The organism is Aquicella siphonis, from assembly GCF_902459485.1.
GTDB classification, from domain to species: Bacteria; Pseudomonadota; Gammaproteobacteria; order DSM-16500; family DSM-16500; genus Aquicella; species Aquicella siphonis.
Map to the genome: position 1 here is coordinate 290,929 of NZ_LR699120.1, position 17,602 is coordinate 308,530.

Consider the following 17,602-nt stretch of genomic DNA (forward strand, 5'->3'; position numbering starts at 1 on the left):
ATATGGTTTAATATGGCTAAACCGAACTGAAATGGACTTCCCATATGTCTTCTCCACGACTGACCTTCATTGACATCCTGACCGAGGACTTTACCAACCCTGAAGTCATGACCCTCTGCCGCCAATCCAGCCAGGCGAAAATCCGAAGCCGTATTGTTTCACGCGTATTCGATGAGTTTCCATCACTCGTGACACCAGAAGAATTGGATACCTTGTCTGACCAGTTTCAACAAATATTCTCTGAAATCAGGACTGTTCGCCTATCTGACAATGGAATTCATCTGGACAGCCAGGATGACAAAACCAGACTGCGACTCTGGGAAAGCGCGATCGCGGACAAGGCGCGCAGGGAACTACTGGATGACCAGGGAAAAATCAAGAAAGAAATCGTGGTCTTGCTGGACTGGGAAAAATATCTGGATCAAATAGACAATTGCAGCCTGATTTGCGCATTTGTTGGCGCGGTAAATCATTTTGCCATACTCAGGTTTGCCGATCAGATCGAAAAGCAAAAGGAAAAATTTACCGCTGCCTGCGATTACGTCAACTCTAACTATCGCGGATGGATACAAGATGTCATGAAGAAAGCTGCCTGCCCGATTGATCCGCCTTCCTCGCGAGCATCCGAACCAGATATGATCCGAAAAATATTGGCTTTTCCACTTGAGCACAAAGAATTAACTGCCGCCATGGGCTTGACCGGACTTTTGATAGCCGGGCTTGCCATCACCGGAACCTTGTTATTCAAAAGCGTATCAGGGAAAAACGGCTCTAATGCATCCCCGCCTGACTCCCCGTCGCCGCATGATGCACGCCGGTATACCTGAACAGGGTGGATACCGCATGCGGTTTTTCCCGGGACTCGTCTCAAGACTCGATATTGCTTCGCTATGCGAGGCGGCGGCCGCACTGGAAACAGACAATTCTTCGCGGTGTAGCGAAGCGAGACTTAAGATGAGTTTCAGCGCCCGGCAGCAAGGCGGTCCAGAATAACTGTGCCAAGGGTTTCCGCCTTGCCGTCACGCTTGTTAGTCAGGACAACGACTCCAAATTTGTCTTTTTGATCAAAACCGATAAATGTATTAAATCCCTGATTCATTCCATTCTTCGTAATATAAACTTTACCGGAGCGGGTAACACGCTGCCAGCCCAGTCCCATGTCAAAGCGGGAATTGACCTTATAAAACGGGCTGACGGCAAGCTGTAATGCTAAGAACAAGTTCTTTGAAACAGGCGCGCCGGGGACGCCCAAATATGCCTTCATAAATTTCAATAAATCAGAAGAAGAAGAGCGCAGCGCACCGCCACCCAGGAGATTTAACGGCACATAATGAGGCGCAGGCATCCCATTGGCACGGTATCCCCGGGCCTGGCGCGGGAATCCTGTATCAGGCACATTAATCAGGGTATGGGACATTTCTAACGGCTGTGTAATCGTTTTTCTCAGCAGGTCTTGATAGCTCGCGTGCGCTGCATTCTCAAGCGCCTTGCCCAACAAACCAAATCCGATATTGGAATACTGATAATGTGATCCGACGGGGCGGCTGGGACGCCATGTTTTCAAAGCGTAAATCAGGGTATCATCCCTTCCCTTGCTGATACCCAGCCCTTCCACATCTCGCGGAAAGCCTGAAGAATGCGTCGCGAGCTCCCGCAGCGTAACATGATCAATCGGAAGGTTTTTCGTTGTGGATAAACCAGGCAGATATCTCACGACAGGATCATCCAGATGTACACTTCCGGTTTGCACTTCCATCGCGAGTAAAGTGGCGGTAAATACCTTGGTAATCGAAGCCAGTTCGAACAAGGTGTTTTCTGTCACCAGGGTGTTCCGTGTTTCATTTGCGAGTCCGTAATTATGCAAATAATCTCGTCCCTGGTAATAAACCGCTATCGCCATTCCCGGAATATCATGTTTGCGCTGGTGTGAAACTGCCATTCTGTCAATCATTTGACTCACAGCAAGCGGCTCCATGTAAGGCTGCACAGCTGCAGCGGTTGTATTCAAGACCATCAGGAAAAACAACAGGGAGATAATCAATGATTGGCGCATGATATATGTCCGGATCAAATAAAAAGTCGCGACATCATATCAAAAATAACCTCTGAATACGATAAACCCGGCAGGAAACCCTGCAGCTTGATCAGGTGGATTTATGATAATGGTAAGAAAATCTCGGCAATGGGTTTGCATAATCTATCAATGCCCAGCCTGAGAACAAAGATGTTGAAAACCAGTCAAGATACTGTGGCTGACTAGGGGTCAAAATGGCTTTGAAATCCCAGCTAATACCCTCTGCACGATTAAATTTTCCCAAAGCCAGCCCGTTCTTGAACGCAATACCGCGAAGCATCCACTCGACAATTCCCGAATTTCCCTGTTTAACAAGCAATAAATGGGCCAGGAGATAGGCCAGTCTGGCTGACAATTCCAGATATCGCGTCACACCGTTTGCTGGCCGCCAGGCAAGCAGCGCCTGGTAATATATGTCTGCGATTTGCAAGTGCCCCTGCGTATTCTCCCTGTCAACAGGTGTATACTCAATACGGATCATATCGCGGTTGGAATGATGATCAAAATCAAATAATTCAATCTGCGTCAGCGTCGCAGCATGCTGAATGCCGGCAGGTATCATATCATCCTTGGGAAATTTGATGGTGATGCAATAATAAGTGGCATCATTTTCGTCCACCACCACTTTTTCCCTAAGGCAAATTAGGATGTCATTTTCAAAATAATTCCTGTTATCCATCTTGTTCGCCGAATCCATTCTCAATGGCGCGATGAGCTCACGGGTGAGATCAAAGATTTTAGTTTTTTGCCATTTCCAGAATTGTTCTCCGTCACCGGCTGAAATAATTTGACGAAAATGATCATCTTCCTTTCGGAACGACCCATAATTATCTGTCTGCCCTTCTTCCGACTTTTGCTTGAGTTCGAACGCGATCTCATGTCGTTGGCGGGCAAGATGAGCGAATGCATCATGAAAATGATTAAATGAAAACAAATTATCCATGAACTCCTGGATGACTTGTTCGCTTTTTTGCATCCAGCGAAGCTGATTTTCATGTGACGAATGATGGTAGGCACGGCTGGTGTCAGGACAAGACGCATACCCGTCATAAGGGTCGTCTACAAATTCATTTTCGGTATCTCTCATAATCCATCCCGTGAGTATCCATTATTCAGTGATAAATACCATTATCCCAGAAAAATCCCCGGCATTTTAACCGCCTTTCTATTCGACGACGATGCTGCTCTTGATTGTCGCCAATTCCCTGTATGTAACCAAAAAACTGCACAGCAAGCATATCATTGTAATGGATAAATACGCCAAGGTCAGCGGAACCTGGGAGTGTGATTTAAGCATGATGCCAACAGCGCTGCCCACACCTGCGATAAGCACGACAGAAGAACCCATCAGCCCGTTCGCATAACCCGCGATATGCTGAAAAATCGCAATGTTCTGCGCAAATAGATTTGGGAACACCAGCCCGCCAAGAAAATAAAGGAATATCGTCGGCAGTATGATGTCATAAATACTGATGGTATCCTTTAAGGCGAAACTCAGCATGACCAAGGTTACCATTAACATGATCATCAAACTGATTTTCACCTTTTTCTCAATTCTGATATGGATCATGAAGCGGTTAGTGATATTTCCAAAAAACCATGCGAGTCCTATCAGCAAAGCCATATACCCGAAATGGACCGCCGAATAATTCAATACGTTTTGTATCAGAAAGGGTGCAACCACTCCAAACAGTATTAACATGGCATAGAGCAGTCCGAGACAGACTATGCCAAGAAGATAACTGCGATCGTGCAGCAAAGTCCAGTACCAGTAGAGGAGTTCCCTGCCGTTAAACGGGCGTCTGTTCTTGATGGTTTCAGGCAGAAAAAAAAGATTCAGCAGCAGTAATGAAACACCATATCCACCCAGGAAATAGAATGATGCGTACCATCCAATATAATGCTGCAAATAGCCGCCAATCGCCGGCGCGATAATTGGACCAATCGCCCAAGCAATGGTAGCGTAATTCATCATTTTATAAAATTCAGGTCCTTCATATAAATCGGCAATAATCGCCCGGGTTGGCACATTGACACACGCGACAGCAACACCCTGCAATAGCCGCAACAATTGCAGCTGATATATGGATTGTGAATATGGAATCAGAAATGAAATAAGGCTGAATAAGCAAATAGCAATAATCAATGGATTTTTCCGTCCCAGGCTGTCAGAGAAACTGCCGGCAAACAATTGCGCCAGCCCGAACCCTATCATGTAAGTGGTAATACTGAATTGGACAAGCCCTTTGTCAACATTAAAATACTGCGTCACCGCGGGCAAGGATGGAGCATAGATATCAACGCTTAAGCCGGAAATCAGCATGCCAATCAGGGCAATAAACGTAATGATGTGTTTTCTCGCATCCAGCTCAGCCCCTCCGGTGGCACTCATGCACCCGACTCCTCCGCCTCATGTATGTTCATGAATTATAGACTTTTTCCATATGAGTTAAAATACGCCCCTTGGTCCGCCGACGCCCTAATTAAAGTGACCAGTCTCTTATTTTCATATTATATCATTGCATTGAATACAATTCCCGCCTTCAGACCCCGGCATCAAAACCATTAATTTGTACCGTCATGATTTATAATAATCATATACTTCATCATGCTTTCCTTGCCTGGTTACACATTTAATGTAATGCAGCAAGAGGGAGAACCCATGGGTCAATATCTAAACATGCGGCTTGTCTCGGCTTTCCAAAAAGCTTCCTTGCTGCTGGGTTTACTCATTTGCCTGATGGGCTTGCTTGCGCTCATCGTATGGATTCCACACATGCCGGCGGCCCGCTCTTTCCTTCCAAGCTTGGCCTCGATAAAACCCGGCATCTCCGCGGTGTTTGTTTTGACCGGTATGTCACTCTTGCTGCAAGCCAGCCCCCTTTCCAGAGACCGTCTTATCTTAAATATGACCGGAAAACTGATTGGCGTGATTATTCTTTTACTTGGACTGATTCCTCTCGCGGAATATGTGACAGGGCAGAATTTTCATCTAGGGGAACTTATACGGACAAGCCAGACAAATTCAGGTTCTAGCTATTCATTTATCCAAACTTTGCCTGGAATCTTTATTAGCATTGTGTTCATCGGGCTGGCTCTGGTATTACTGGATATGCGGCATACTGACTGGATGGTCCAGGCCAGCAGTTTCATTGTCGGTTTATATGGCTTATCCATTATCTCTGGCACCGGGTCCCAGATTAATGCGCCGCTCCAGTCCTTGACATATTCACAATCAACGGTTTATATCGCTATTGTTTTCACATTCGTTGCCGCCGCGCTATTCTGCATTCGCCCTGAAAAAGGCATCATGTCGCTTTTTATCAGCGACACCACCGGTGGCATTGTTGCGCGCTGGCTGGTTCCACTGGTTGTCTTGATTCCGGTCATTTTTGGTAATTTATGGATTTATAGCCATGAGGCAAATCTGTATGATTTCATGCCGCAAATATCCCGCTCATTCATCACGATTACAGCCATTTATCTCATCATGATTCTGTTCGTTTCCCATATGCTCATGAAAGCCGACATCCGGCGGAAAACCGCCGAAATGAAATTGCAAAAATCACATGATGAGATCGAAGATCTCTATAATCATGCGCCTTGCGGTTATCACTCCCTTGACGATAAGGGTATCTTCATCCGTATGAACGATACCGAACTGGAATGGCTTGGATATCAACGCGACGAAATCATGGGTAAAATGAAGCTGTTTGATCTGTTAGCAGATTCAAGCCGCCAAACCTTGGGCAAGCATTTCAAACATCCCACAAAATGGGCTTCGCTAAAAAACCAGGAAATGCATCTGACTCGAAAGAACGGCACGTCACTGATCGTTCTCTATAACGCTCACGCGAAACAGCATCCCGACGGCAGCCTGATCATGAGCCGAGCAACCATGTTCGACATAACAGAGCAAAAAAAAGTTGAAAAAGCACTGCAGATCAGCGAAGAACAGTTTCGAAACGCCATGGACATCGCGCCGATAGGCATGGCCATTGTCGCGCTTGACGGCCAATTCATCGAAGTCAATCATTCACTTTGTCAGATAGTGGGTTACCCCAAAAATGAACTTGAAAAAAAGTCATTTCAGCAGATTACTTATCCGGATGATTTGTCTACAGACCTGGTTCGGTTAAAACAATTAACAGAGGGAAAAATCCAGTCTTATCATCTGGACAAGCGCTATATCCGCAAAGATGGAAAAATTATCTGGGTACAGCTTACCGTGTCTCTGCAACGTGACTCTTTGACACATGACCCCTTATTTTTCATTTCTCAGGTAGAAGATATTACTGAACGAAAACTCATGGAAGATAAAATCCGCCAGCTTGCCTATCATGATTCACTAACCCGCCTTCCCAACCGCCGCATGCTGATCGACCGGTTAAATCATGCCATCGCCCTGGCTAAGCGACACCATCATATTCTTGCCGTCATGTTTCTGGACCTGGACAAATTCAAGCATATCAACGATACGCTGGGGCACGACATCGGAGACGAGTTGCTTAAAGCTGTCGCAGTACGTTTAAGCCTTTCGCTGCGCAAGGAAGACACCATCGCACGTCTGAGCGGCGATGAATTTGTCATTGTATTGAACGAGATCAATAATGCGCTGGACGCAGAGAGTGTAGCAAGGAAAATTCTGGACAAAATGAGACAGCCGTTTCTTATTATGGGACACGAACTCCAATCAGGCATCAGCATCGGCATTGCCATTTTTCCACAAGATGGAAACGATACCATTGAACTGCTGAAACACGCCGATTCAGCCATGTACGCATCCAAAGAGTCCGGCACTAATCAATACCAGTTTTACCAGGGATAATGGCAGCGTTTGGAACAAAGAAAACAGGATAGAAAATTAGCACAGTTCAAGGATATCCCCGAAATTTCACAGAGTGCCTCTAAAGAGACTGCTGTATATTGAATCACGTATGATCTTGAGCGTCAGCATTCCCATCCGGTCGGTCGTGTCGCTCAATCCTGATGAAACCGCCAACTCACCGGCAGAACAGATACAGATGCTCAAGGCAAAAGGAATCGCGTTTTTCTGTCCGCGTCATGTTTTGAATTGGCGCATGTTCCCTCATACCTGGCACAGTATATTCAGTGCTATGATTAAGAAGAGGCAAACAGATTTCTCTATGCCAAGCCTCTCTGATTAATTTCACATATTTTCATATAATTGGGGATGACGCTCATGTGTGGAATCATAGGTGCGGTGGGAACGCAGAACGTTTCCGGCCTTTTGCTCCAAGGCTTGAAACGGCTGGAGTACCGCGGATACGATTCAGCAGGCATAGCGGTAATCAGCCCGAACCAACAGCTGCAGCGCATTCGCACCGCGGGTAAAGTTCAGGTACTCATTGACGAAGTCGGAAAAAATTCTTTGGACGGTAACACAGGGATAGCCCATACACGCTGGGCAACGCACGGCAGACCCAGCGAAAATAATGCTCATCCGCATACCGCCGGCGACGCCATCGCCATAGTGCATAATGGCATTATAGAAAATCATGAATCATTGCGTCACCGCCTGCTCTCAGAAGGATGCCATATCACATCTGATACAGATTCAGAGCTCATCGCTCATTTAATCCACCAGAAAATCAGACAAGGCGTGGATACACTCACGGCAGTCCGCTCTCTGATTCAGCAGCTAAAAGGTGCCTATGCCATTGGCGTGATCAACAAGGACGAGCCAGGGCGGCTGTTTGCAACAAGATTCAGCAGTCCGCTGGTGATTGGTTTGGGTGAAGAGGGAACATTCATCAGTTCTGATACACTGGCCCTGCGTCCCGTTGCCACCCAAGTCATCTATCTTGAAGACGGCGATGTCGCAGACATCACGAGCGATACTGTCACCATATACGGCATCAATGGCGAGAAAGTGAATCGGCCCAGTCACAAGATTCCGTCCAATCATGAAATTGCCAGCAAAGGTAAATACCCCCATTACATGTTGAAGGAAATATTCGAACAACCTGATGCCATGTCCAGAACCATTCAATCCCGCATGACCACGCATCAGGTGATGGCAGAAGCGTTTGGCGTAAATGCGGCGGATATTTTCAGGAGGACAAAACGTATTCAGATTATTGCCTGCGGCACCAGTTATCATGCGGGACTGGTGAGCAAATACTGGTTTGAAGAAATCATTAGAATTCCCTGTGAAGTGGAAATTGCCAGCGAATATCGATACAGAAATCATATTATCGAGCCTGGCACCTTATTTATTACTCTTTCACAATCCGGTGAAACCGCTGATACCCTCGCCGGGCTGCGCCTGGCCAAAACCAGTGGTTATCTCGCCACCTTATCTATTTGCAACGTGGCTGAAAGTTCGCTGGTTCGCGAGTCCGACCTCGTGCTGCTGATTGATGCCGGATTTGAGATAGGTGTTGCCTCAACGAAATCCTTCACCTGCCAGTTAGAAGCATTATTTATGCTGATGATTGCATTAGGACATGCTCACGCATTAGATGCGCTGAAAGAAACCGACATGATAAGAGAGTTACGCGCCATGCCGGGTTATGCGGAAGAAGTGTTGAAATTAAATGCCGCAATCCAAAAAATTGCCAAAGGGCTAGAGCACAAACAAAACTGCTTCTTCATCGGTCGCGGCATCCAATTTCCTGTCGCGATGGAAGGCGCATTAAAACTCAAAGAAATTTCCTATATTCACGCCGAGGCTTTTCCTGCAGGCGAGCTTAAACATGGCCCCATTGCGCTGATTGACAACAGCATTCCCATCGTCGCACTTGCTCCCAATGACGACATGATTGGAAAAATGAAATCCAGTCTTGAAGAAATCCTGTCACGAGGCGGCAACATTGTCTTGTTGACGACCGGGCAGACAGGCATGGAAAACCGTGACGGCATCAGCGTCATTCACATGCCGCATGTTCCCAAGCTGCTCGCGCCGATTATTTACGCGATTCCCCTGCAGCTGTTGGCCTATCATGCGGCTGTTCTCAAAGGCGCCGATATTGATCAGCCACGTAATCTGGCCAAATCCGTCACCGTCGAATAACCGGTCAGAATAGCAGCGATTGATAGCTTGAAATGTCCTGACCTTGCTGTTTTACTGGCGGTTTTTTTCTGCGAGCATCAGCCAGGTTTCAATGATAGTGTCCGGATTCAATGACATGCATTGTATCCCCTCATGCATGAGCCATGCGGCAAAATCAGGGTGGTCAGAGGGACCCTGACCGCAGATTCCAATATATTTGCCCTGTTTATTGCACTCGGATATGGCCTGATGAAGCAAGGCTTTTACTGATGCGTCGCGTTCGTCAAAAAGATTAGAAACCAGACTGGAATCACGATCCAGCCCCAGCGTCAACTGAGTCAAGTCGTTTGATCCTATGGAAAAGCCGTCCACCTGTTTCAGAAACTCCGACGCCAGTAACACATTCGAAGGAATTTCACACATCATATAAATCTTCAAGCCGTTTTCACCCCGTTTCAATCCATATGACGCGATCAATGTCATGACATCCCGCAACTCTTCCACTGTCCTGACAAAAGGAATCATCAATTGCGCATTCACCAAGCCCATTTGATCACGAACACGTTTAAATGCCATGCACTCCAGCTCAAAACACTTGATAAATTTTTTATCCCGGTAACGCGATGCGCCGCGAAATCCGATCATCGGATTTTCCTCCAATGGTTCGAATAAATCACCGCCCAGCAAGTTTGCATATTCATTCGACTTGAAGTCTGAAAACCGAAAAATGACATCTTGCGGATAAAACGCCGCCGAAATGACTGCAATGCCTTCTCGTAATTTTTCTATGTAGAATTCAACGGGATTCTTGTAAGCAGCCGTCTTGTCAGCAATAGCCTGCCGGACAGATCCCTTCAGCTTTTTATGCGCAATCACCGCATTGGGATGAATGCCAATCATGGTGCCAATGATAAATTCAAGGCGCGCCAAACCGACGCCATGGTTAGGCAGAAAACGATTGATAAAGGCTTTTTCAGGGTTTCCAATGTTCATGCATAGTTTGACCGGAATTTTGGGCATGTCTTTCACGGTGACTTTTTTTATCGTATAAGGAATATCTCCGGAATAAACATATCCAATCTCGCCTTCCGCGCATGACACTGTCACGTTCCGGTTATCTTTTATCATGCGTGTGGCATCCCCGCATCCAACCACAGCAGGCACGCCCAATTCGCGCGCAATGATGGCGGCATGGCAGGTACGGCCTCCGCGATTGGTCACAATGGCCGAGGCTGTCTTCATGATAGGCTCCCAATCGGGATCCGTCATATCGGTGACCAGCACATCTCCCGGCTTGACGGCATGCATTTTTTTAGGGTCGGAAATAACGCGGGCACGACCCTTGCCGATACGCTGGCCAATACTCTGCCCCCTGGACAGCACTTCTCCTTTACCAGCAAGAGCATAACGCTCAATACCCTGTTCACGATTCATCTGGCTGACCACGGTTTCAGGCCTGGCCTGCAGGATATACAGCTGGCCATTCAATCCATCCTTGGCCCATTCTATGTCCATGGGTTTCCCGTAGTGTTTTTCTATAATGAGCGCCTGCTTGGCAAGTCTTTCAATCTCCCTGTCCGTAATGCAGAAACGCAGCTGGTCCTTTTTCGGTACGATGGCGGATTTAATCGATTTTTCAGGATTACTGTCTGCGGTGTAAATCATTTTTAAAGCTTTTTCACCCAGTTTGCGCTGCAGGATCGCAAATCTTCCTTCTTCCAGCAAAGGCTTGGATACGATGAATTCATCAGGATTGACACTGCCTTGTACAATCGCTTCTCCCAATCCGTAGGTAGCATTAATAATAATCACTTTATCAAAACCGGATTCCGTATCTATCGTAAAAATCACACCAGATGCGCCTTTGTCACTGCGTATCATGGGCTGGACTCCCACTGATATGGCGCTATGGACATCATCAAAACGCTTGTCATACCGATAAGCAATCGCGCGGGCAGTGTAGAGCGAGGCATACACCAGCTTGACGGCGCGCAGCAAATTTTTTAAGCCTCTGACATTCAGGAATGTCTTTTGAGCGCCAGCAAACGAAGCGGATGCCAGGTCTTCCGTCGTGGCAGAAGACCTGACTGCAACCGCAGGCTGGCGCAGCTTCTTATAAGCACTGCTAATTTCGGCTTCAAACTCCGGAAGAAACGGCGTTGACATGATTTTGCGCTGTATCAGGGCACTGATTTTGTTCAAGGTCTTGATATTCGCTGACTTGACTTTCGCGATCAACTTACTGATATCACGATCCAGATGATTTTGAGAAAGAAAAAGGTTAAAAGCCTCCGTGGTGGTCGCAAAACCGCCAGGTGTTCTGATTCCCATTTTGACAAGGTTTTGAATCATCTCGCCCGTGGAAGCATTTTTGCCTCCGACCAGGGCGATACTGGATAAATTGACCTTTTTCAAATCCGTGACATACTTCATTGATTCATCCCTTTCAACACATCGGTTACGGACAGCGTACGTAATTTTTTATCATCCATACAATCGAATTGCAAAGTGATTCTGTTATCCGGCTCATGACCGGAGCCGCGCATGCACTTTCAGAGTCCAATCCGGATGAAATGCGCTATAATAACTCTGGCTCCAAACGACCAAATCAATACCGGGAATACCACTCTATGGGTTTACTGACCGATAATGCGTTTTATGACATGTTCGCACAACGAGCACTGACACGCTGCGTCTACGGAGGGGCTGACATAGGCGAGTGTTTATCTGCCGTCGAACGCATAGGCAATCACCCTGTGGATATCTGGTATCAGGAATGGCTGGCCATCGCTGACCGGCTTGCCAAAACAGGAGATGATTGTCTGGCCAGGCACCATCTCGTCAGCGCCCGTGAAGCCTATTTGAGAGCAACCACCTACTTTCACGCCTCCTACATGCCCTTGTTTGGCAGGCCGCTGGACCCGCGTCTCACGCACGCGTTTTCACGGGAATGCGAAACCTTTCAGAAGGCAGCCCGGCTTTTCTCGCCAGCGATTGAGTGCCTGGAAATTCCATTCGAAAATATCACTCTGCCAGCCTATTTTATAAAAGCCGATCATTCCGGGCGCCCAGGACCGACACTCATACATACCAATGGATATGATTCCAACATCCAGGAAATGTATTTCAATCACGTCCCCGCGGCTGTCCGGCGCGGTTATCATTGCCTGTTATTCGATGGCCCGGGACAAGGACGAAATCTGATTCGTGATGATGTGCCCATGCGCCCAGACTGGGAAACTGTCGTCCGTCCTGTCATTGATTATGCCTTAACCAGGACTGAAATTGACCCGCAGAAAATGGTGCTGGCAGGCTGGAGTTTTGGCGGATTTCTGGCACCGCGTGCGGCGGCATTTGAACACAGGATAGCTGCCTTGGTGGCAGACCCGGGCGTGTGGGACCTCGGTCCCGCAATGAATGCCGTCATCCAAACACTGCCGCTTAAGCCGGATGACAAGGCGAACTTTCCACATATAGATCCGAAAGTATTCACACCAATTGAGCAAGCCATAGAAAATAATAGCGCAGATCCCGTCACACGCTGGCGTTTATTGCAGCGCGGCAAATGGGTGCATCACGCAGACTCCCTGTTTGACTACTTGCGCATCATGCGCGACTTTGAAGTCTCCTCTGTAGCCAAACACATCCGCTGTCCTGCCTTGATCGCATGTTCTGAAGGCGATCCGCTTTCTCAAAGCGCGCCCGCTCTCTATGAAGCAATACAAGCACCCAAGACGCTGCTTCGTTTTACCCGTGCCGAAGGCGCGGGCGGTCATTGTGAAGCCTTGGCGCGCACTTTATATCATCAACGTGTTTTTGACTGGCTGGATGAAACCCTGGGATATCGTTTCAATTAGCATGGAGTGACTATGTGGCCTCGAACTTCGGTCAGCAAGCTTTTGAAAATTGATCTTCCGCTGATTCAGGCGCCCATGGCTGGGAACATCACATCAGCCGAATTAATCGCAAACGTTTCCAATGCGGGAGGGTTAGGTTCGCTGGGTGCCGGATACATGACGCCGGAAAACATGCGAAAAGCCATAGCAGATATCCGCAGTCTCACTGACAGGCCGTTTGCCGTCAATTTATTCATCCCGCGCGAACCCCTTGTGACCACAAAACAGATGAATGCCATGACCAGCCGTCTCAGAAAACTGTATCCCGCTCTGGCGAGTGTCATCAAGCCTGTCAAGCCTCCTTATGTCCCGTCATTTGAAGAACAATTGCAAGTTATACTGGAAGAAAATATTCCCGTGTTTAGTTTCACATTTGGCGTACTGTCTGCCGCCTGGGTCAAGAAATTGAAACACCAACAAGTCCGCATGATAGGTACGGCAACTTCGGTCGCAGAAGCGCGATTGCTGGAAAAAAAAGGGATAGACATGGTTATCGCGCAAGGATATGAGGCAGGCGGTCATCGCGGCAGTTTCCTCACTCCCGGCGAACAATCGCTCATAGGCGGCATGGCGCTCATCCCGCAAATGGCAGACGCTGTTTCGGTGCCTGTGATCGCGGCTGGCGGGATCATGGATGCGCGGGGTATTCTTGCTGCGCTTTTACTCGGCGCATCCGGCGTGCAAATGGGCACGGCTTTCATCACCTGCCCCGAAGCAAAAGCCCATCCAAGATACCAGCAAGCCTTGCTGCATGCGCAAGACCAGGACACGGTGCTTACACGAGTATTTTCCGGCAAACTCGCCCGCGGATTGCGCAACCGCTTCATTCAAGAGATGCATGAGCATGAACAAGAAATCCTGGATTATCCCGCGCAACACGCGCTGACCAAGCCGCTCCGGGACACCGCTGCGAAAAAAAACCAACTGGACTATCTGTCGCTATGGTCAGGCCAGGCGAGTTCATTATGCCGGATGGAACGGGCAGACCGTCTGGTCAAATCCTGGGATAAAGCCGTGCGGCAGATGCAGAAGCAACTTGGCCGCCCGGATTAAAGCAGGAACACCAAAAAAAACGGTGCCCGAAGACACCGTTAATTCCTGTACTCATCAGGATGGTAGTGCTGAAATATTACATGCCGTGACGAATTTGCGGCCCGTTGTCATCCGCCACAACCGCCACATCACTCTTCACATTGGGTTCAACATGTTTGAGCTTTCTTTTGTTGAATCCGGTGAGATCATTTTTGACATCCCTATGAAACATGACTTCCGTCATTTCCCTGATGTGAGGTTCTTTCACACCTTTCCATGCCGCTTTGACTTTCGCGGTATCTTCTTCATGGTATTTCACATCGAATTGCTTATGATGACTGTGATTGACCCATTCGCCTTCATCATTTTCTCTCCATTTTGCGCGATGGGGACTTGCCTTCTTGCCGGCTTCCGCTTCTTTTACTTGAACACGCACAGATTCCTGCTCAGTGGGTTCTCTTACAACGCCCAACTGAGGTACTTGTTCGTTTGGAACAACGTGGTTGAGTCTGGCGGCGTCAAACGATCTGATCAACTCAGGCGTGTACTCTCTGGCTGCCATCATGGCCTTGATTTTAGCTGAAGAATTGGTTTCTTTGGACGGAGCCAGCTCAGGTTCCACCGGAACAACAGTCAAATCTTTCATGACCAGCTTCGCCTGTTTTTCAACTGTCGCAGCTTTTTTCAGCTTGGTTGTGTCAAGATGAGAAGCGTCAACCCCAGCATCAACCGCCGCAGGTTTCACTTTATTTCCAAGGTCTTTCATGACACCCACGAATTGATTATAAGCCGCCAGAGCTTCTTTTTCGGATGCTTCATCCAGAACATTTTCGTCCGACATGCCAATGGCCGCGGGTATGCCAGTATACAACCGACTGTTTTCCGGTTTGTTTTCCTTTACCAGTCTCATGTACGCCGCAAGGTTAATGAACGCGTTGGCAAGTCCTTGCTCATACTCGGCTTTAATCTTTTGTTTAAGAACCAGCAAGGCACCTACCATGACTTTTGCTTTTTGTTCATCCGACATTATTCTCAGGGCTTGCTCGACAGCCAGATCATCATGTCTGGTTTTGCGTAATTCGATATCAAACCGTAACAATGCATCTTTTTTGGCAGTTAATTCATCTTTTTCTTTTTTCTGCTCAGCAGACAATTCTGCCAATTCATCCAATTCGTTCAAACGGCGGTAATATTCATCGAGTTTGCTGCTGTTATCTTTCAGCAGTCTTTGTGAATCTGTGGCGGATGTCATCGTACGCAAGTGTTCATACAGATCACTCAGTTCCTGCATTTGCGCTTCACGTTTTGCCGGAACTTCTTGTTTCAAATCAGCGTATTTTTGATATTCATCTTCGAATAATTTGACCAGTTTATCACCAAGGTCTTTGAAAGGTAAAAACTGAAATGCGGGCATGGGTCATATCTCCTTTAAAATTTTGAATCCGTAAGACATTCTCTTTGTTACATTTATCCTAATTAACAATGAGAGCCTTGAATGTAGCATTCAAATCTTAAGGCAATCTTAAGATTGCCAACCCGCGAATACACGATACTTTCACATAATCATCGCCATACGCCGGGCCATGCCTTCGCCTCTTGAATGGCAAGTGGTATTATTCAACTTCCACGCTACTTATTACCGGACTTGACCATCATGACCACACCACATCATAACGCTTCTCAACATATAGCATGGATAGACATGCATGACTTTGTCCACGGCGCGACAAAACAAAAAATCGCCACCGCACGAGCATTCGGACTGGCATTACAGCAAACCGGATTTGTGGCGGTGACCAATATCGGACTGCGTGCGGAAACCATTTCGCAAGCCTATGCCATGGCTGAAACCTATTTTGCACAACCCGACGCCATCAAGCAGCGGGAACGTTCACCCGACGGGCATAGAGGATTTATACCGTTTGGTACCGAGCACGCGAAATACACCAGCGTGATGGACTTGAAAGAATTCTACCAGACCACCGGTATTTCCCAGCCAGAGGCGTTGTGGCCGCTCCTGCCCGGTTTCCGGGATACCATGATGGCGCTTTACACTGAATTGGAAAACGCCTTAAAGCTTTGCCTGCAGGCAACCGCCATTTATTTGGGCTATGAAGACGAAAACCAGCACGCTCTTTTATCGAATATGATGGCACCCGGCCACGGCGTGATGCGCATCCTGCATTATCCGCCCATCGATCCGCAGCACACGCATCCGGGAGCCTTGCGCTCGGCGCCGCATGAAGATATCAGCCTGATGACGATCATCCCGCGCGCGACCCATGCCAGGCTGCAAATCAAGAACCGTCAGGGTAACTGGCTGGATGTGGTGGTGCCCGACAATGCCGCCATCATTAATTCCGGCGACACACTCAGCCGCATCACTAATGGAGTCATACCCAGTACCACACACCGGGTAATCAATCCGCCGCGGCAGGATACTTCGCATCGCTATTCGATCCCGTTTTTTGGCAGCCTCCCGTTCGAGTGCGTGCTGCGTGTGCTGGATAAATGCAAAGTCACGCCCTCTTCTCACGAACTCCCACAGGACATTACATTCGGCGACTTCCTGAAAGAACGGTACCAGAAAATCGGCCTCACGAACTGATGGCAGGCGTGACAACCCGCCATCCAGATTGACATTTAGTAAACTTGCATATAATATGCATTTTTACCAAAATGGGAGAATGCCATGTGGACTCAGTCTTGCAGCAAGATTTATCCGGGAGTGACGAAAGAAGCCGTATGGAAGTTATGGACGGATGTCAACAACTGGCCGCGATGGGACACAGAATTGGAATATTGTCAGATGCAGGGTGCTTTCGCAAAAGATAGTCAATTCATTCTTAAACCCGTGGGCGGACCGAAAGTAAAAATCATCTTGTCAGAAGTGGTTCCATATGAGACGTTCACGGACTATTGCACATTCTTTGGCGCGACCATGCATGATTATCATCATCTCGAAGAAACGCCGGATGGGCTGAGAATCACGAATACGATCACTGTCACAGGGCCGCTTGGCCTGCTCTGGACACATCTGGTAGCGAAAAATGTCGCGAAAGCTGTTCCAAGACAAATGGACGCGCTGGCTGAGCTCGCGAAGGCCTCGCATGATTAAGAACACATTTGGTTTTGACAAGCCGGAGGACAGCCCCGGATTTCTGCTCTGGCAAACCACGATAACGTGGCAGCGCAAAATCAAAAATGCACTTGATCCATTTGGCATTTCGCATGCCCAGTTTGTCATTCTTGCCATCACCTTATGGTTTGAAAGCAAAAAACAAGAGGTTTCACAAAGCCTGATCGTACGCCAGTCCAGGCTGGATAAAATGACTGTGTCGAAGTCGCTTAAAAAACTGGTTGAGCACGGCCTGGTCATGCGTGAGGAAAATCAGAAAGATTCACGCGCCAAATGCGTGCGCCTGACCAGAACCGGTCAAATGGTTACGGCTAGAATGGTATCGATAATCGAAAAAGTAGACTCCGGGTTTTTTGATTCCATTAAAAAACTCGATCAGCAGGCGTTGCTTAAGATTTTGCAACAGCTGGTTATAAATAGCGAAAACACCGAACCATGATCGGCTG

13 protein-coding genes are annotated in these 17,602 nt (G+C 47.8%); 8 read left to right on the forward strand and 5 right to left on the reverse strand.

Annotated elements, in window-relative coordinates:
- The first annotated feature begins 44 nt into the window (after window positions 1-44).
- The gene (locus tag AQULUS_RS12425) at window positions 45-827 is read left to right on the forward strand and encodes a hypothetical protein (protein ID WP_148340587.1); all 783 of its coding nucleotides are present in this window, start codon (window positions 45-47) and stop codon (window positions 825-827) included.
- A 134-nt stretch (window positions 828-961) separates the two neighbouring features.
- Here AQULUS_RS12425 and AQULUS_RS12430 read toward each other — a convergent pair whose 3' ends face one another.
- The 3 genes from AQULUS_RS12430 to AQULUS_RS12440 all read right to left on the reverse strand — a co-directional run bounded on the left by AQULUS_RS12430 (window position 962) and on the right by AQULUS_RS12440 (window position 4,466).
- Window positions 962-2,053 carry a serine hydrolase gene (locus AQULUS_RS12430; protein ID WP_148340588.1) on the reverse strand — a complete coding sequence of 364 codons (1,092 nt, stop codon included), beginning with the start codon at window positions 2,051-2,053 and terminating at the stop codon, window positions 962-964.
- 91 nt (window positions 2,054-2,144) lie between these two features.
- Window positions 2,145-3,161 carry a hypothetical protein gene (locus tag AQULUS_RS12435; RefSeq protein WP_148340589.1) on the reverse strand — a complete coding sequence of 339 codons (1,017 nt, stop codon included), beginning with the start codon at window positions 3,159-3,161 and terminating at the stop codon, window positions 2,145-2,147.
- A gap of 78 nt (window positions 3,162-3,239) precedes the next feature.
- The gene (locus tag AQULUS_RS12440; RefSeq protein ID WP_148340590.1) at window positions 3,240-4,466 is read right to left on the reverse strand and encodes a Bcr/CflA family efflux MFS transporter; all 1,227 of its coding nucleotides are present in this window, start codon (window positions 4,464-4,466) and stop codon (window positions 3,240-3,242) included.
- A 270-nt stretch (window positions 4,467-4,736) separates the two neighbouring features.
- Here AQULUS_RS12440 and AQULUS_RS12445 point away from each other — a divergent pair, with 270 nt between their 5' ends.
- Window positions 4,737-6,902: a sensor domain-containing protein gene (locus AQULUS_RS12445; protein WP_172622883.1), complete on the forward strand. Its 2,166-nt coding sequence runs from the start codon at window positions 4,737-4,739 to the stop codon at window positions 6,900-6,902.
- A gap of 375 nt (window positions 6,903-7,277) precedes the next feature.
- Window positions 7,278-9,110 (forward strand): glutamine--fructose-6-phosphate transaminase (isomerizing), encoded by a 1,833-nt coding sequence (gene glmS, locus AQULUS_RS12450; protein WP_148340592.1) that lies wholly within the window; start codon window positions 7,278-7,280, stop codon window positions 9,108-9,110.
- A 51-nt stretch (window positions 9,111-9,161) separates the two neighbouring features.
- On the opposite strand, the gene ppsA is transcribed toward glmS, so the two are convergent.
- The gene (gene ppsA / locus AQULUS_RS12455) at window positions 9,162-11,522 is read right to left on the reverse strand and encodes a phosphoenolpyruvate synthase (RefSeq protein WP_148340593.1); all 2,361 of its coding nucleotides are present in this window, start codon (window positions 11,520-11,522) and stop codon (window positions 9,162-9,164) included.
- Between the two features lie 197 nt (window positions 11,523-11,719).
- Here ppsA and AQULUS_RS12460 point away from each other — a divergent pair, with 197 nt between their 5' ends.
- On the forward strand, window positions 11,720-12,946 hold the full coding sequence (locus tag AQULUS_RS12460; RefSeq protein ID WP_172622884.1) for an alpha/beta hydrolase family protein: 1,227 nt from the start codon (window positions 11,720-11,722) through the stop codon (window positions 12,944-12,946).
- 12 nt (window positions 12,947-12,958) lie between these two features.
- A complete protein-coding gene (locus tag AQULUS_RS12465; protein WP_148340595.1) occupies window positions 12,959-14,038 on the forward strand; it encodes an NAD(P)H-dependent flavin oxidoreductase in 1,080 nt (359 codons plus the stop codon).
- Window positions 14,039-14,114: 76 nt separating this feature from the next.
- Here the strand turns inward: AQULUS_RS12465 and AQULUS_RS12470 are convergent, their stop codons facing one another.
- On the reverse strand, window positions 14,115-15,431 hold the full coding sequence (locus tag AQULUS_RS12470) for a hypothetical protein (RefSeq protein WP_148340596.1): 1,317 nt from the start codon (window positions 15,429-15,431) through the stop codon (window positions 14,115-14,117).
- A 240-nt stretch (window positions 15,432-15,671) separates the two neighbouring features.
- On the opposite strand from AQULUS_RS12470, the gene AQULUS_RS12475 reads away from it, so the two are divergent.
- From AQULUS_RS12475 to AQULUS_RS12485, 3 genes are all read left to right on the forward strand, one after another.
- Entirely contained in the window at window positions 15,672-16,625 is a 954-nt protein-coding gene (locus AQULUS_RS12475; protein WP_172622885.1) for an isopenicillin N synthase family dioxygenase, read from the forward strand.
- 84 nt (window positions 16,626-16,709) lie between these two features.
- Window positions 16,710-17,135, forward strand: coding sequence for an SRPBCC family protein (locus AQULUS_RS12480; protein WP_148340598.1), 426 nt, complete (start codon window positions 16,710-16,712; stop codon window positions 17,133-17,135).
- Window positions 17,128-17,595 carry a MarR family winged helix-turn-helix transcriptional regulator gene (locus AQULUS_RS12485; RefSeq protein WP_172622886.1) on the forward strand — a complete coding sequence of 156 codons (468 nt, stop codon included), beginning with the start codon at window positions 17,128-17,130 and terminating at the stop codon, window positions 17,593-17,595. The genes AQULUS_RS12480 and AQULUS_RS12485 overlap by 8 nt, the downstream gene beginning before the upstream one ends.
- Window positions 17,596-17,602 lie beyond the last annotated feature (7 nt).

What these genes read in the sequence shown, in the direction of transcription:
- AQULUS_RS12440 (WP_148340590.1), bottom strand. Translation starts at nt 4,466, where the DNA reads ATGAGTGCCACCGGAGGGGCTGAGCTGGATGCGAGAAAACACATCATT.
- AQULUS_RS12430 (WP_148340588.1), bottom strand. Translation starts at nt 2,053, where the DNA reads ATGCGCCAATCATTGATTATCTCCCTGTTGTTTTTCCTGATGGTCTTG.
- ppsA (WP_148340593.1), bottom strand. Translation starts at nt 11,522, where the DNA reads ATGAAGTATGTCACGGATTTGAAAAAGGTCAATTTATCCAGTATCGCC.
- AQULUS_RS12425 (WP_148340587.1), top strand. Translation starts at nt 45, where the DNA reads ATGTCTTCTCCACGACTGACCTTCATTGACATCCTGACCGAGGACTTT.
- AQULUS_RS12460 (WP_172622884.1), top strand. Translation starts at nt 11,720, where the DNA reads ATGGGTTTACTGACCGATAATGCGTTTTATGACATGTTCGCACAACGA.
- AQULUS_RS12445 (WP_172622883.1), top strand. Translation starts at nt 4,737, where the DNA reads ATGGGTCAATATCTAAACATGCGGCTTGTCTCGGCTTTCCAAAAAGCT.
- AQULUS_RS12485 (WP_172622886.1), top strand. Translation starts at nt 17,128, where the DNA reads ATGATTAAGAACACATTTGGTTTTGACAAGCCGGAGGACAGCCCCGGA.
- AQULUS_RS12435 (WP_148340589.1), bottom strand. Translation starts at nt 3,161, where the DNA reads ATGAGAGATACCGAAAATGAATTTGTAGACGACCCTTATGACGGGTAT.
- AQULUS_RS12475 (WP_172622885.1), top strand. Translation starts at nt 15,672, where the DNA reads ATGACCACACCACATCATAACGCTTCTCAACATATAGCATGGATAGAC.
- AQULUS_RS12465 (WP_148340595.1), top strand. Translation starts at nt 12,959, where the DNA reads ATGTGGCCTCGAACTTCGGTCAGCAAGCTTTTGAAAATTGATCTTCCG.
- glmS (WP_148340592.1), top strand. Translation starts at nt 7,278, where the DNA reads ATGTGTGGAATCATAGGTGCGGTGGGAACGCAGAACGTTTCCGGCCTT.
- AQULUS_RS12480 (WP_148340598.1), top strand. Translation starts at nt 16,710, where the DNA reads ATGTGGACTCAGTCTTGCAGCAAGATTTATCCGGGAGTGACGAAAGAA.
- AQULUS_RS12470 (WP_148340596.1), bottom strand. Translation starts at nt 15,431, where the DNA reads ATGCCCGCATTTCAGTTTTTACCTTTCAAAGACCTTGGTGATAAACTG.